The organism is Bradyrhizobium valentinum, from assembly GCF_001440405.1.
Lineage (GTDB): Bacteria > Pseudomonadota > Alphaproteobacteria > Rhizobiales > Xanthobacteraceae > Bradyrhizobium > Bradyrhizobium valentinum.
Window position 1 is genome coordinate 92,208 of the sequence record NZ_LLXX01000153.1, and the last position, 14,991, is coordinate 107,198.

12 protein-coding genes and 1 pseudogene are annotated in these 14,991 nt (G+C 57.3%); 9 read left to right on the plus strand and 4 right to left on the minus strand.

The window, feature by feature from the left end; all coding sequences use genetic code 11:
- Window positions 1-4: 4 nt before the first annotated feature.
- Both CP49_RS27375 and nodD1 read right to left on the minus strand, forming a co-directional pair.
- Complete coding sequence (locus tag CP49_RS27375) at window positions 5-958, minus strand: LysR family transcriptional regulator (RefSeq protein ID WP_057853257.1); 954 nt, start codon at window positions 956-958, stop codon at window positions 5-7.
- Between the two features lie 803 nt (window positions 959-1,761).
- The gene (gene nodD1, locus CP49_RS27380) at window positions 1,762-2,706 is read right to left on the minus strand and encodes a transcriptional regulator NodD1 (protein WP_057853258.1); all 945 of its coding nucleotides are present in this window, start codon (window positions 2,704-2,706) and stop codon (window positions 1,762-1,764) included.
- Between the two features lie 805 nt (window positions 2,707-3,511).
- Here nodD1 and CP49_RS27390 point away from each other — a divergent pair.
- From CP49_RS27390 to CP49_RS27430, 9 genes are all read left to right on the plus strand, one after another.
- On the plus strand, window positions 3,512-4,144 hold the full coding sequence (locus CP49_RS27390; protein WP_057853260.1) for a NodA family N-acyltransferase: 633 nt from the start codon (window positions 3,512-3,514) through the stop codon (window positions 4,142-4,144).
- The gene (gene nodB / locus CP49_RS27395; protein WP_057853261.1) at window positions 4,141-4,800 is read left to right on the plus strand and encodes a chitooligosaccharide deacetylase NodB; all 660 of its coding nucleotides are present in this window, start codon (window positions 4,141-4,143) and stop codon (window positions 4,798-4,800) included. The genes CP49_RS27390 and nodB overlap by 4 nt, the downstream gene beginning before the upstream one ends.
- A gap of 16 nt (window positions 4,801-4,816) precedes the next feature.
- Window positions 4,817-6,181, plus strand: a complete 1,365-nt coding sequence (gene nodC / locus CP49_RS27400; RefSeq protein WP_057853262.1) for a chitooligosaccharide synthase NodC — start codon at window positions 4,817-4,819, stop codon at window positions 6,179-6,181.
- 40 nt (window positions 6,182-6,221) lie between these two features.
- A complete protein-coding gene (nodS, locus tag CP49_RS27405) occupies window positions 6,222-6,839 on the plus strand; it encodes a nodulation methyltransferase NodS (RefSeq protein ID WP_057853263.1) in 618 nt (205 codons plus the stop codon).
- A gap of 12 nt (window positions 6,840-6,851) precedes the next feature.
- Entirely contained in the window at window positions 6,852-8,561 is a 1,710-nt protein-coding gene (nodU, locus tag CP49_RS27410) for a nodulation protein NodU (protein WP_057853264.1), read from the plus strand.
- Window positions 8,562-8,570: 9 nt separating this feature from the next.
- A complete protein-coding gene (nodI, locus tag CP49_RS27415) occupies window positions 8,571-9,485 on the plus strand; it encodes a nodulation factor ABC transporter ATP-binding protein NodI (protein ID WP_057853265.1) in 915 nt (304 codons plus the stop codon).
- 3 nt (window positions 9,486-9,488) lie between these two features.
- Complete coding sequence (locus CP49_RS27420) at window positions 9,489-10,277, plus strand: ABC transporter permease (protein WP_057853266.1); 789 nt, start codon at window positions 9,489-9,491, stop codon at window positions 10,275-10,277.
- Between the two features lie 93 nt (window positions 10,278-10,370).
- Window positions 10,371-12,416, plus strand: a complete 2,046-nt coding sequence (locus tag CP49_RS27425; protein ID WP_057853327.1) for a carbamoyltransferase family protein — start codon at window positions 10,371-10,373, stop codon at window positions 12,414-12,416.
- Window positions 12,417-12,690: 274 nt separating this feature from the next.
- Window positions 12,691-13,803: a nodulation protein NodZ gene (locus tag CP49_RS27430; RefSeq protein WP_420807653.1), complete on the plus strand. Its 1,113-nt coding sequence runs from the start codon at window positions 12,691-12,693 to the stop codon at window positions 13,801-13,803.
- Window positions 13,804-13,903: 100 nt separating this feature from the next.
- On the opposite strand, the pseudogene CP49_RS49425 reads toward CP49_RS27430, so the two are convergent.
- Window positions 13,904-14,276: pseudogene (locus tag CP49_RS49425) on the minus strand (transposase); the annotation flags it as partial.
- 280 nt (window positions 14,277-14,556) lie between these two features.
- A complete protein-coding gene (locus tag CP49_RS27440; RefSeq protein WP_057853269.1) occupies window positions 14,557-14,838 on the minus strand; it encodes a hypothetical protein in 282 nt (93 codons plus the stop codon).
- Between the last annotated feature and the right edge of the window lie 153 nt (window positions 14,839-14,991).

Genomic DNA, 14,991 nt, shown 5'->3' on the forward strand with positions numbered 1-14,991 from the left:
CGCTTTAACTGAATTTAGGGGCGCCTGGATCTTTCGTGGTCCCAGGCGAAGGACTCATGCGGGACGCCTCTTCTAACAATATCTGCCGCATCCAGATGCTTGCCGGATCACTATTGTGAAAAGCGGGCCATTGGACGGCCTCGGTAAACGCGGGAAGTGACCGCGTAAGTTCGACGATCTGCAGAGGCATCGCGTTTTCGAAATGCTTAACCAGCCTTGAGGGCATCATACCTATGCGGCCAGTGTCCAATAGTACCGGCGGGATCATGTTAAAGCTCTGCACGACGACCTCGATGCGTCTCTTGAGGCCGTGCTTGAGTAAGAACCATTCTTCAATGGAGGGCTTTCGCGTAAGCCCAAACTTGACCGCAACGTGTCCCATGGACATGTATCTCTCGAATGTAAGCTGCGCTGGTAGCTGCTTGTTCGTGCGGCATCCGACGCATACGAGGCTCTCCTCGAACAATGTCGCCTTAGGGTGTGCACTCGACATGAACAATTCCGGCAAGATAAGAAAATCGACTTCACCGCGCCGGAGAAGCTCATCGGTCGCATCGGCGAGTGGCAGCAATTCGAAACTGACGGCGGGAGCTTCCCGTGCGACACGGTCCACGACCTTTCGAAAAAATACGATTGTCATGAAATCGGACAGGAGGATCCGGAAGCGGCGATCCGATGTGGCAGGGTTGAACACATCCTGGGATATAATGGAGAGCTGGATGTGCAGCAGAGCCTTGCGAATAGGGGCGGCGAGCCCTTCGGCACGCGGTGTTGGGACAAGTTCCCGGCCTCTCATCGTAAATAGTTCGTCGCGGAAATAGGCGCGTAGCCGTTCGACGGCGGCGCTCATGGCTGGCTGGCTCAGCTTGATGCTGCGTGCCGCCGCGGTGAGGTTACGCTCGGTCATCAGAGCATCAAGCGCAACAAGAAGATTTAGATCAAGGCCCTTAAAAGGCATATCTTCTCCCGTTGAAAGCCTTTGCGTCGTAAACATTGAGCAACAACGGTTACTTCTATGAAGGTCCCAGTCGCCCCCGCCCGAGCTAGGCTCGTTTTGGGATACCGCGCGATCGGACAGAAGGCTCTCGTACTCGGTCGCAAGCATGTTGGTTGCGCAACGGAGCATGCGAGCGGGCGTGGAAGTCGCCCGCGGTCTTGAAGTAGGGCCTTTGGTGCGCTCAGCAATCGCTCGCAGCACCACACCGATCACTATGAACCGTTGATAGTAGGGCGCAGTTGCGCACCATTACGCCAATAGCGCCGCAGATGCGCTATCGACGCCCCCGCGTGCCTTAGCGTTGGTCTTCGTTTCTAAGCCTACAACCTGACGCGGTGTGCGATTCAAGCAATTTCATTTGTGTAGCTGAACTCATTTCATCCGACAAAATGCATCTCTCGCATTATCTGAGCCGCGTCGCCGACACCGGTGCCAAATGCAACCCGCCGCAATCGCGGAAAGCCATTCCGCTGCGCTCTCTGCCTAGTTTCAAGAACATCTTGCGGCGGGCCTGCCAGGTGGCGGGCGCGAGAAGCAAGATCAAATAGCTACTTGATCAAGCGGCAAATCAAGTGCGCCATTCGGGCGTGCTGCGGCGGACATCGAGTTGCAGGGGTTCTTCTGCATGTAGAATATGGCGTACGTGCCTCTTGCAGTGCGGGCCTCTGAGACATTGCGGCACAACGACATCGGCCCGAGCGACCACATCCTGAAGCATCTGGATTGATGTCGAGAGCAGGTGTTAAGACGCCTTGAGTAAAAACCTAGCAGCGCCTGCGATTTCTGGGGGTCTCGCGCGGAGAAGCCATGCGGGATGCCTCCTGCAATATTATCCGCCGCATCCAAATGCTTGCCGGATCAGTATTGTGGAGGGCGGGCCATTGGATGGCCTCGGTGAATGCGGGAAGTGGAAGTGGAGTTTCGACGATCAGCAGCGGCATTGTCTTTGCAAAATGCTGGGCCAACCTTGAGGGCATCGTCGCTATACGCTCAGTCTCCGATAGCATCGGCGGGATCATGGTAAAGCCCTGCACAACGACCTCGATGCGCCTCTTAAGACCGTGCTCAAGCAAGAACCATTCCTCAATATTGGGCCTCAGCGCCTGCCCGAACTTCGCTGCAACATGTCCCATTGATATGTATTTGTCGAACGAGAGCTGCCGTGACAGCTGCTTGTTCGTGCGGCAGCCTACGCACACGAGTGTCTCCTCGAACAGTGTCGCTTTAGGATGCGCGCTCGACATGAACAATTCCGGCATGACAAGAAAGTCGACTTCGCCGCGCCGCAGAAGCTCTTCGGGCTCATCGACAAAAGGCAGAAATTCGAACCGGACGGCGGGAGCTTCCTGCGCGACACGGTCGACGATCTTTCGAAAAAAAATGACTGTCATGAAATCGGAAAGGAGAATCCTGAAGCGGCGATCCGATTTGGCTGGGTTGAACGTGTCGTGGGAAATAATGGAGAGCTGAATGTGCACCAGAGTCTCGCGAATCGGCGCGGCGAGTCGTTCCGCTCGTGGTGTTGGGACAAGCTCCCGGCCCCTCATCGTAAATAGTTCATCGCGGAAATAGGCGCGTAGCCGGGCGACTGCCGCACTCATAGCCGGCTGGCTCAGGTTGATGCTGCGTGCCGCCGCGGTGAGATTACGCTCGGTCATCAGAGCATCGAGCGCGACGAGAAGATTTAGATCAAGGCCTTTGAAGCGCATAGCGTGGAGTTATCCATCCTTTGGATGAGTTCAATAAAAACAATCGATTTTACCAATTGTGCCGAATGGCGGATAGCAAAGCCGTCGGTCGGGACAAACAAAAAATTCAGGCATATCAGGAATGCTTACCAGTCTTTGCCCTGGCTCCGCGAAAAAAGTCTCAGCTGCACCCCGAGCGCCGATCGAAGCGCATGCCCATTGGAGCCAGATTTGTCAACGCGTTGTACAAACTGCATCGCAGTGTCTTGACGCGACAGGCGTGCCGCAGGTCGCGTCGGTGCTCACTACCGGTAAACGTTCGTATAGCTTCTCGAAGCATTTCTATATTGGGCGTTTACCTCTGTAGAATTGATCCAGCCCTCCACTTCGCTCTAACGTCGCAACCAATCAGGAGCTGCCGATTGCAGGCGCCAAATGCCTTTGCGACCCGGCCAAATGTATCCCGTGTCCATAGCAGTCAAATCGTGCGGAAAATGCAGGAGTTAGATCTGGTGCGAATGGCACATGCGCTCGACGTAATCTCCGTCGTGGATAACGATGCATCGGTCCGTGAAGCGCTGACAGGCGTACTCTGTTTGACAGGCGACAATCCCGACCCTTTCCAGTGCGCAGATGAGTTGTTGAAATCCAGCCGTCCTCTCAGCACGTCCTGCTTGATAGCGGATGTTCAGTGGCCCGGAGTGGCCGGGCTCGAGCTATGCCAGACCAGCGTTTCCCATTCCCCGGTGGAGCCATTCATCGATAGTGAACTGCTCGCGTGCACCAAGTACATCGTCAAATGCCAGACGGTGCATGGGAGACAATCATGAATATTGTCGTATCAAGCTCTACGGCAGATATCTCCATGCGCTCTCCGGTGCGGTGGAGAGTGGCCTGGGAAAATGAACTGCGCCTCGCCGACCATATCGAACTCTCCGACTTCTTCCGAAAGACCTATGGTCCCACCGGGGCATTCAATGCCAAACCATTCGAAGGCCATCGAAGTTGGGCCGGCGCGAGACCTGAGCTCCGTGTAATCGGCTACGACGCACGCGGCGTAGCGGCTCATATCGGCGCGCTACGCCGCTTCATCAAGGTCGGAGACGTCGATCTACTAGTGGCCGAGCTAGGATTGTACGGGGTACGTCCGGATCTTGAAGGACTCGGAATCACCCACTCAATGCGCGTGATGTATCCAGTACTGCAGAAGCTTGGCGTTCCATTCGGTTTCGGTACGGTTCGGCATGCGCTGAAGGAACACCTTACAAGGTTGCTGGCCCGCCGCGGACTGGCGACCATTATCTCTGGGGTTAGCGTGCGGTCCACCCTTCCGGATGTGTATCTGAAGTTATCGCCCACGCGCGTTGAGGACGTGCTTGTCCTGGTTCTGCCGATTGGACGGCCGATCAGCGAGTGGCCGACCGGTACGGTGATTGATCGGAACGGGCCAGAGCTATGACATACCTCGACCGCTTATGCGAAGCGCGCAGCGAGTACGCTGACCGCACGGAAAGTCGCGGCGTCTATCTGACGTTTGACGACGGTCCCGATCCACTCTGCACGCCGGATGTCTTGGATGTGCTCGCGGAACACCGAGTGCCCGCAACGTTCTTCGTCATCGGCGCGTACGCGGCGGACCAGCCGAAACTAATCCGACGAATGATCGCAGAAGGGCACGAGGTCGCAAACCACACGATGACGCATCCGGACCTGTCCAGATGCAAACTCACGGAAGTGCAGTATGAAATACTAACCGCGAGCAGGGTCATCAAAATGGCCTGCCCCCAGGCCGCTCTGCGGCATATGCGGGCACCTTATGGTATGTGGAGCGAAGAGGTGCTCACTACGTCGGCGAGGGCTGGATTGGCCGCCCTGCACTGGTCGGTAGATCCGCGAGACTGGTCTCGTCCCGGTGTTAACGCGATTGTCGACGCTGTGCTGGCCTCTGTCCGCCCGGGTGCAATCGTGCTCTTACACGATGGATGTCCTCCCGAGGAGTTGGGACGGGCCACTCATGCTCGTGTGCGCGACCAGACCGTCTTGGCACTTTCGCGCCTGATTCCAGCATTGCATGGCCGCGGGTTCTCAATCCGCTCGCTTCCTCAACCTCACTGAACAAATAGACACACCAATGAATCTTCTTGCCACGACCAGCACAGTCGCTATCTCGTTGTATGCGCTGCTCTCGACCTTCTATCGAAGCGCGCAGGTGCTTTATGCTCTGCCGACAAACGTATCATCGGCCTCGGACGACGTGGCTGTCTCCGGCGCTTTGCCGAGCGTGGATGTCATGGTCCCCTGCTTCAACGAGGACCCGCGCACGCTATCGGCGTGTCTGAGATCCATTGCAAGCCAAGACTATGCCGGGAAACTGCAGGTCTATGTAGTTGACGACGGTTCCGGAAATCTCGACGCTGTAGCACCCGTTCACGACGCCTACGCTGACGACCCGAGGTTCAGCTTTATTCTGCTGGGCAAGAACGTCGGAAAACGGAAGGCGCAGATCGCCGCGATACGCGGGTCGGCTGGAGATTTGGTGCTCAACGTCGATTCGGACACGATACTCGCCGCCGATGTAGTCACGAAACTTGCACGAAAGATGCAAGATCCAGCGATCGGGGCGGCCATGGGCCAGTTGACGGCGAGCAACCGAAACGACACCTGGTTAACCCGGCTGATCGACATGGAGTACTGGTTGGCTTGCAACGAGGAGCGCGCGGCACAGGCCCGCTTCGGCGCCGTTATGTGCTGCTGCGGCCCATGTGCCATGTACCGCCGTTCCGCGCTCCTTTTGCTGCTAGATCAGTACGAGACGCAGTTTTTTCGGGGAAAGCCAAGCGACTTCGGTGAGGATCGCCACCTCACGATCCTCATGTTGAAAGCAGGTTTTCAAACGGAGTACGTTCCCGACGCCGTCGCGGCAACAGTGGTTCCGGATAGGCTAGGGCCATATTTGCGCCAACAACTGCGTTGGGCGCGGAGCACTTTCCGTGACACCTTCCTTGCGCTGCGCCTGTTGCCCGAACTCGATCGCTATCTCACGCTAGATGTAGTCGGACAGAATCTCGGCCCGCTACTTCTCGCCCTGTCATCGATAGCGGCGCTCGCGCAGCTCGCACTCACAGCCACAGTACCGTGGTGGACAGGACTGATTATCGCATCAATGACTGTGGTGCGCTGCAGCGTCGCAGCATTTCGTGCTCGCGAGCTTCGATTTCTCGGCTTTTCTCTGCACACACTCATCAACATCTTTCTCCTACTGCCCGTGAAAGCCTATGCATTGTGTACATTGAGCAACAGCGATTGGCTGTCACGCGAGTCTGCAAAATTACCAAACGAGAGTGAAAGACAGGTCGTCATCCCAAACCCGATCGCTGGACCAAGAGCCGCCGACGCTAAAGGAGGTTCGGTCATTGCTGGGTCAATTCGCCCGACGGATCATTCGCGCCGTTCTTCGAGGTTCGTAACCTCGAACAGTATCTGCAGCGGCGAGTGACCTTGAACGTTACGTGGGTGCACAAGTCGTGAGCCGGAAAATGAAATATCAATCGTTAGATCTCGAATTGGCGACCGACGATCCGTGGCGGCTCGACGGCAATCCGTTCGAGCGGGAGCGTCACACGCAAATGCTCCGGCTGGCGCTTTCACAAGGGGTTATTGCACATGCTCTCGAAGTCGGGTGCGCAGCCGGCGCATTCACAGAAAAGCTGGCACCCCACTGCAAACGGCTCACAGTGGTCGATGTTATGCCGCGAGCGATCGGTCGAGCGTGCCAACGGACGAAGAGGTGGTCGCACATCACGTGGATAGCTTCCGACATTCAACAGTTCTCGACCCCAGAGCTGTTCGATCTGATCGTCGTGGCGGAAGTTCTCTATTACCTCGAAGACATAACTGAGATCCGCGCGGCCATCCGCAATCTGGTGCAGATGCTTGCGCCAGGTGGGCATCTGGTCTTTGGATCGGCGCGTGATGCCGCCTGCACTCGTTGGGGGCACCCTGCTGGTGCCGAGGCGGTCATCACCATGCTCAATGAAACGTTGATCGAGGTCGAGTGCGTACAGTGCCAGGGTGAGTCGGCTAACGAAGACTGCTTGCTCGTCTACTTTCGGAATCCGGTTCGAGTTTCGATTAAATCCAATTGCCGACCTTGAGATGGAGATACTATGCGCATCTGCGGCATCAAGCTGACGCATGACGGGGCGATCGCTCTTGTGGAGGATGGACGGCTGGTCTTTTGCGTCGAGCAGGAGAAACGGGGCAACAATCCGCGGTATCAAACCATCGACAATCTTGACGCAGTTGTTGTCGCTTTGGCGGAGCATGGTCTGGATCCGCAGGATGTTGATCAGTTCGTCATCGACGGCTGGGACGGGGAGGTCGAGTCGCAATTCCAGGTCCTCAGCGGGGTGGCACCTATCACTCTCAAAGGGGCGCCGTATGTTGAACGGAATGCCCGCGGCCTTCTCACTTCGCGCGACGGCTTTAACCTGATGCTCGACGGCAGGGTCTTTCCTTATAAAAGCTATCCGCACGTCACAGGCCATGTGGCCTCCGCATACTGCACGAGCCCTTTTGCCAAGGCCGGACAACCCGCCTTCTGCCTGGTATGGGACGGCTGCATCTTTCCACGTCTCTACTACGTAAAACCCCGCGGCGCGCGGTTCATCGAATGCCTGTTTCCGATCATAGGCCATGCTTATGCTGTCGCGGGCCATCACTTCGGACCTTATAAGCAGGCGAGCCGTACCAGCTGGGATCTAGGTATTGCCGGCAAGCTGATGGCCTATATCGCGCTCGGGTCTGTTAATGAAGACATCGTGGCGGTGTTTCAGGAGCTCTACGAGGAGCGCTTTGCGGCCGACATGGAGCATGCTCGTCGTCACCGTGCGGAGGTCAATAGCGAGGAGGCCTCACTTGAGGCTATGCACGACTTCTTCGACGCCAGCGCGCTCCGATTGAAGGACAAGCTGCCCGAAGATGTACTTGCATCGTTTCATTGTTTCCTCGAGCGTCTCCTTATCCGCCAAATGGCCATTGCTTTGGAGCGGCATTCGTGTTCTCCGGGACCACGCAATTTGTGCATAGCCGGTGGCTGCGGTCTCAATATCAAATGGAACAGTGCACTACGTGCGACCGGCCTGTTCGATGATGTCTGGGTGCCGCCCTTTCCGAATGACAGCGGCTCGGCAATCGGTGCCGCTTGCTCCGCCATGGCGGCGGACAAGGGCTTCGTGCCGCTGCGATGGTCGGTCTACAGTGGCCCGGCCCTGATACGCAGCGATGTGTCGTCCGAATGGAACGCTGTGCCATGCACTATGCGAGAACTTGCGACCATCCTCGCGAGCAACAAGCCCGTAATTTTTCTCGCCGGTCGCGCGGAGCTTGGACCACGAGCATTGGGTGGCAGAAGCATTCTGGCAGCCGCGACTTCGCCGGCAATGAAGGATCATCTCAACGACATTAAGCTCCGCGAACTCTTTCGGCCAGTCGCGCCGATTTGCCTGGAGGATCGTGCGCCGGAAATTTTCAGCCCCGGGACGCCGGATCCTTACATGCTTTTCGATCACCAGACCCGGGCAGAATGGTGGAACAAAGTCCCCGCTATTATACATCTCGACGGATCTGCGCGATTGCAGACCGTTCCCAGAACCTCTCCGCACAAAATCGCGGAGCTCCTCGTCGAATATGAAGAACTCACGGGCATTCCGCTGCTTTGCAATACGAGTGCCAACCACCATGGACGTGGGTTTTTTCCGGATGCCGCAGCAGCCTGCCAGTGGGGACGCGTTGAACACATATGGTGCGATGGCCTGCTGTGGACCAAAACGGTCGTAAGTGAGCGATCGCCGGCCGAACGCCTTCTTTCAGTCTAAGATGAACATATGTCCACCGTAGCAATCGACCTTACCTGCGTAAGGAAGTCGTATGGCGACAAAATCGTCGTCGACGGACTGTCCTTTGCTGTCGCGTCGGGAGAGTGCTTTGGCCTCCTCGGACCAAACGGGGCGGGCAAAAGCACGATTGCGCGTATGGTTCTCGGCATGGTAGCGCCAGACACGGGCAAGATGACCGTGCTCGGCGAGCCCGTACCGGCGCGTGCCCGCCTGGCACGCGCGCGCATCGGCGTGGTGCCGCAGTTCGATAACCTCGAACTCGATTTCACCGTCCGCGAGAACCTGCTGGTATTTGGGCGCTACTTCAACATGAGCGCACGCCAGGTCGAAGCAGTTGTGCCAGAACTGCTCGAGTTCGCTCGCCTGGAGAGCAAGGCGGATGCTCGCGTCGCCGAACTATCCGGCGGCATGAAGCGGCGGCTGACGCTGGCGCGTGCGCTGATCAACGACCCACATCTGCTGGTGATGGACGAGCCGACCACCGGTCTAGATCCGCACGCGCGCCACCTAATCTGGGAACGCCTGCGATTGCTGCTGGCGCGCGGCAAGACGATTCTCTTGACCACCCACTTCATGGAAGAGGCCGAGCGGTTGTGCGATCGGCTGTGCGTGCTTGAGGCAGGACGCAAGATCGCAGAAGGCGAGCCTCGCGCGTTGATCGATGAGCAGATCGGTTGCCAAGTGATCGAAATCTATGGCGGCAATCCGCACGAGCTATCTTCTCTGATCAGGCCGTATGCGCGGCATATCGAAGTGAGCGGCGAGACGCTTTTTTGCTATGCGCCAGATCCAGAGCAGGTGCTCGTGCAGCTTCGCGGGCGCGCAGGTCTACGCCTTCTGCAGCGTCCTGCGAATCTCGAGGATGTGTTTTTGCGGCTGACCGGGCGGGAAATGGAGAGATGAACGATGCGTGAAGGTTACGCTGCCGTCATGCCCGCCAACGCGTACAACTGGGTCGCTGTATGGCGTCGCAACTTTCTGGCGTGGAGGAAAGTCGCGCTTGCATCGGTTCTCGGGAATCTCGCCGATCCCATGACTAATCTGTTTGGGCTCGGCTTTGGCCTTGGAATAATTGTGGGACTCATTGATGGCACTTCATACATCGCGTTTCTGGCTGGTGGGATGGTCGCGACTAGCGCCATGACCGCCGCCACCTTCGAAACAATGTATGCGGCGTTCGCCCGCATGCGTGCTCAGCGCACTTGGGAAGCAATCCTGTGCACACAGCTCACGCTCGGCGACATCGTTCTCGGTGAATTGGCTTGGGCAGCCACCAAAGCCGTTCTGGCCGGAACGGCAATTGCAGTGGTTGCCGCGACCCTGGGCTACGCTGCGTGGGCATCCATCCTCTATTCGATACCAGCAATCGCAATCACTGGCTTCGTCTTCGCGAGCCTAGCGATGGTCGTCGTATCCCTTGCGCCCAGCTACGATTATTTCGTGTTTTACCAGACGCTCGTCGTCACACCCATGGTGTTCCTGTGCGGCGCAGTCTTTCCGGTGAGCCAGATGCCCAGCGCATTTCAGCGCGTGGCAGGCTTATTGCCGCTGGCACATTCGGTCGACCTCATCCGCCCAGTGATGCTTGGGCTCCCGGCCGGCGGCATCGGCCTGCATATCGGTGCACTGTGCATGTACGCGGTGCTGCCGTTCTTCCTCTCGATCGCGCTGTTTCGCCGGCGCCTGATGCGTTAATCCGACATTCCGCAGAAGCGATGGAGAGACGCGATGCAGTACCGCGAATTCGGCAGTCAATTGGGCTTCGTGTCACGATAAATGGAGAATGAGATGTTCTGTCTAGGAGTGAGCGGTGGACTAGACAAAGTCTATGAAGATACACGTGAGCTTTCGAACACATTTCTACACGATGGCGCTGCGGTGCTCGTCCGGGACGGACGCGTGATAGCGGCCGTTGAAGAGGAGCGCCTCAATCGGATTAAGCACTCCAACAAATTCCCAAGCCGTTCGATACAATACTGCCTTGCAGCCGCAGGGATCCAGCTCAGCGATATCGATCGTATCGCGTTCTACGCGACCGAGGCCTATTGCAATGCTATGCTCGAAGGCCTGTTCGGGTCTCAGCCGGACCTCTCCATTCCTTTGGATGCCAAACTGTTGATGCGTGGCTTACTAGCGCAGGAGTTTGGTACCGAGGTCGATCCGTCGCGTGTCTCTTTCGTAAGTCACCATCAGGCGCACGCCGTAAGCGCCTTTGCGATGTCTGGCTTCGAGCAAAGTCTAATCCTCGCGATCGATGGCGGTGGTGATTTTCTCTCCGGCCTCTTAGCTGTGGGGTCTGGAACCGAGGTTACCCAACTCGCGACCTTCCCGGAGAATAATTCCCTAGGGCTATTTTATCTCGAGACGATCCGGTATCTCGGCTACGGCATATTCGATGAATACAAAGTCATGGGGCTTGCCCCCTACGGGGATCCGGCTCCCCATCGCGAGCTCTTCGAGCAGTTCTACGAACTGTTAGACAACGGTGGCTACCGCGTCTACCTCGACCGAATCGGTCCGACGCTGCGCCGGAGCATCCAGGTCCGAAGAAAGGGAATGCCATTCACGCAGCAGCATCGAGATGTGAGTGCTTCATTGCAGGAAGCCTTGGAGCGGATCGTGTTTCACATTCTCCGGTATCATCGCGAGGCTACCGGTATGAAGCGGTTGTGCCTGGCTGGAGGGGTAGCCCACAACTGCACCATGAACGGTAAGCTGCTGTATTCGGGGCTTTTCGAACACATCTTCGTGCAACCCGCGGCGCATGACGCTGGCTGCGCATTAGGCGCTGCACTAATGATGTCTAACGAGCTGGGCCGGCCCGCGCCACGTGAGCGGCTGCAGGGGGTCTATTGGGGTCCTGATCTCGGGAGCGAGAGCGCCGTGCAGCAGGAACTGGATGCATGGGGTGGACATCTTGACGTCGAACGCAGTAACGACGTGGCAGGTACCGCAGCCGACTGGATGGCGAACGGCGCCGTGATCGGCTGGGTGCAGGGTCGTTCGGAGTTCGGGCCACGTGCGCTTGGCAATCGCAGCATTCTTGCCGATCCTCGGCCTGCCGCAAACAAGGACCGGATCAACGCGATGGTCAAAAAGCGCGAAGGCTATCGACCGTTCGCGCCATCAGTGCTGGACGAGGATGCGAGCGAATTTTTCGACCTCCCCGACGGTACGCGCGAATTTCCCTTCATGAATTTTGTAGTTCGCGTGCGCGACTCCAAGCGAAGCGCGCTCGGCGCCATAACGCACGTCGACGGCACTGCGCGACTGCAAACAGTATCGCGCAAGACAAATCCCGCCTACTGGGAGGTTATTAATTCGTTCAAGAAGCGGACTGGCATCCCAGTTTTGCTCAATACGTCCTTTAACAACAATGCCGAGCCGATCGTGGATTCGGTTGCAGACGCGATTACCACATTTCTGACGACAGAGCTGGATGGACTTGTGGTCGGGCCGTTCCTCGTCAAGAAGAGGGCGGCAACGTTGGAGGATTGGACTGCGCTTGCGGTTTCATTGCCGCCTTATGCACGCCTCTATCGGGTTCGCGCTTACACAGCGCGATATCGCCAGGAGACGGTGTGCGAAATCCGTACGGCGCACTCCAGCGGTGACAGTGTGCGTATATCACAGGATGCGTTCGATCTACTGATGCAGATCGAGGGCGAAGCCGTGCTCGGGGATCTCCTGGATACAATTACTTTCGATCGGGCTAGGCGTGAAGCTGTCGTGAAGGAACTGCGGGGATTATGGGAGCTCCGTCGCCTTCGGCTGCATCCTTCACATGCTGCTCGCGCGCATCAAGACTGCGATCAAATGCTGGAGAAAGCATAACAGCACCACGAATATGGCCGTGTGCATGTCTCCAAATGCGGGGGCAGCTGGGCCCCTGAGGGCGGCATACCCGGTAGCTGGGCTCATGCTTGTAGTCTTGGGCGCTGCGCCATAGCGGCAGCTCAGGACGGCAAGCGCCCCAGCAGCAGAAATTCTATTCGACATGGTACATGCCAGAAAGGGCTTCGAGGAGCTGTTGCAACAAGGCGGATACGACTGAAATCAAGCATGTCGACGGCGACATTTTCGCGCGGCTCCTCCATGGTAGCGGCATATGAAGTTCTACCAGCCAAGTTGGCTAACATCACGATCGCTGACGACAGCATCGGGCGAGGCCATACGTAGAGTTTCCGTAGCGTCCTTATCCAGGCGGTATTCCCTTAACGAGGAAACACAAATGTTTGTTGGCGGCTCGATGAACGGCCGGTTCATTGTTTCTCGACGACGTACTGGTTTCGGTGATTGCCTGTGGTCCCTGGCGTCAGCCTGGCGCTATGCGCAGCGGACGGGGCGGACTCTAGCCATTGATTGGCGTGGCTCCTGTTATCTCAATCAACCCTTCACGAACGCCTTTCCGGTGTTCTTCGAGCCAATTCAAGACATCGCGGGCGTACGGGTCATCTGCGATGACGAGATCAACCAGCTCTCATTCCCGGGTCCTTTCTTCCCGTCATGGTGGAATAAGCCATCGATCGACTGCGTTTACCGCCCAGATGAACAGATTTTCCGAGAACGTGATGAGCTGAGTGAGCTTTTCCAAGCCGAACAAGATAGTGAAGCCAACACCGTGGTGTGTGATGCTTGTTTGATGTGGCGTTGCGATCAGAATGCCGAACGACAAATATTCCGGAGCATCAAACCAAGGCCCGAAATTCAAGCTCGGATTGACGCCCTATATCAAGAGCACTTTGAAGGGCGCAATATAATCGGGGTTCATGTTCGGCACGGCAACGGCGAAGATATAATGGGGCACACGCCCTACTGGGCCGATGCGGAGCTCGCCTTGCGGCAGGTATGCACTGCCATTGATACGGCCAAAGCGTTACCACATCCAGGACCTGTGAGGGTATTGTTGTGTACGGACAGCGCGCAGGTGCTTGACAAGCTGTCGGGTGTGTTTCCCGATCTTTTCACGATCCCAAAACGCTTCCAGGCGGATCAGGCCGGGCCATTACATGGTGCAGCACTGGGAGTGGACGGCGGGATCTCCGCCCTTATCGAGATGTATCTCCTCGGGCGATGCGATACCGTGATTCGCTTTCCGCCGACTAGCGCCTTCACCCGCTATGCCCGCCTCTTCGCGCCACGCGTTATTGAGTTCGATTTGAACGATCCGAGTCGTTTGATCTTGATTGATGAATCCTCCGAACATCTCCTGGCTTTATGAAACTTGCAACCCGCACCTCGTCGATCATATCGGCGCGCGCTTCGCATTTGCGCAGCATCGCCGTTCGTCCTGTCGGATGTCGTTTTTCGTAAGGTTCAGAAACTGCGACAAAGAACGTCGTCGCACTATCGCGATCGAGCAGCCGATCACGGTTCTTGTAGAACACGGTGGCATCCCATACCGAACCATCGATCGACAGTCCGACAAATTAGCGGAACAAAAGATTGTGGTCGAGCTGCTCGATCAACTGCCGCTCAGATCGCACCGTGTAGAACGCTTCCAGCAGCAGAGCCCGCAAAGAGCCGCTCAGGCGGGATCGACCAACGGCTTCCCGGCGTAAAGGCTCCGGAAGTCTCGCGACACGTCCTTCAGCGCTGCGTCAATCAGTTCGCGGATCGCCCGCAAGGGGAACGCGCTGCTCCAAACCGCTCGTAGCTGAATATGCCTTCCGCCCGCTGATCTTCCCAGCGGATAAAGCCGTACGTTTGCCGCCCGCAACGTCTCGATGGCCGCATCGCTATCACGAATGGCATTCAATCCAGCAGCTCGATCGGTCTCCGACAGCGTGAGCGCCTGTTCCAACTGAGCCGCTATCGAATTCGCCAGGCGCAAATTCTCCTCCATGTTGGGCTCGGCTAGATGTTGCCGTTCCGAACCATGGAGGGGTCGAAAGCCGAGGAGGAGTTCTCTTCAGCTTGCCAGACAATACTGTTTGGCGCACCCGTTTCCGCCAGATGCCGCACGAGCTCCTCGCTACGCGCGGCGCAAATCCCACCAGGTTTGAAATACCTGACGATATTGTTCGGTTACGGCCCGACCTCTATCCACGGTCCCGGCTTGCTGAACGTGCCGAAGTTCCTGCTCATAACCGAGGTCAATCAAAAGCTCGGCACCGATTGCATCCGTTATTGCTTGCATCTCTTGAATGCGCAGTTCAGTTTGCCAAGTGTAGACTGAGCGGTCATCGACTGCCTTTCTCTCGAGGATTTTTCGATCCCCGAAGCGACTGGACCGAAGATATTCCGGCTGCTCCATATCGCCGATGCAATGCCCATTGGATCGTGGCCGAGGCCAGCGATCACGCGCCGGATTTCCTCGTCGGCGCGCGCCACCAAATCTTCGTACCGCACCACCTGCGTCTGCCGCCGACCGCGGTGCGCGGCGAGCGCAGGTAGGCCCAGAACGAGA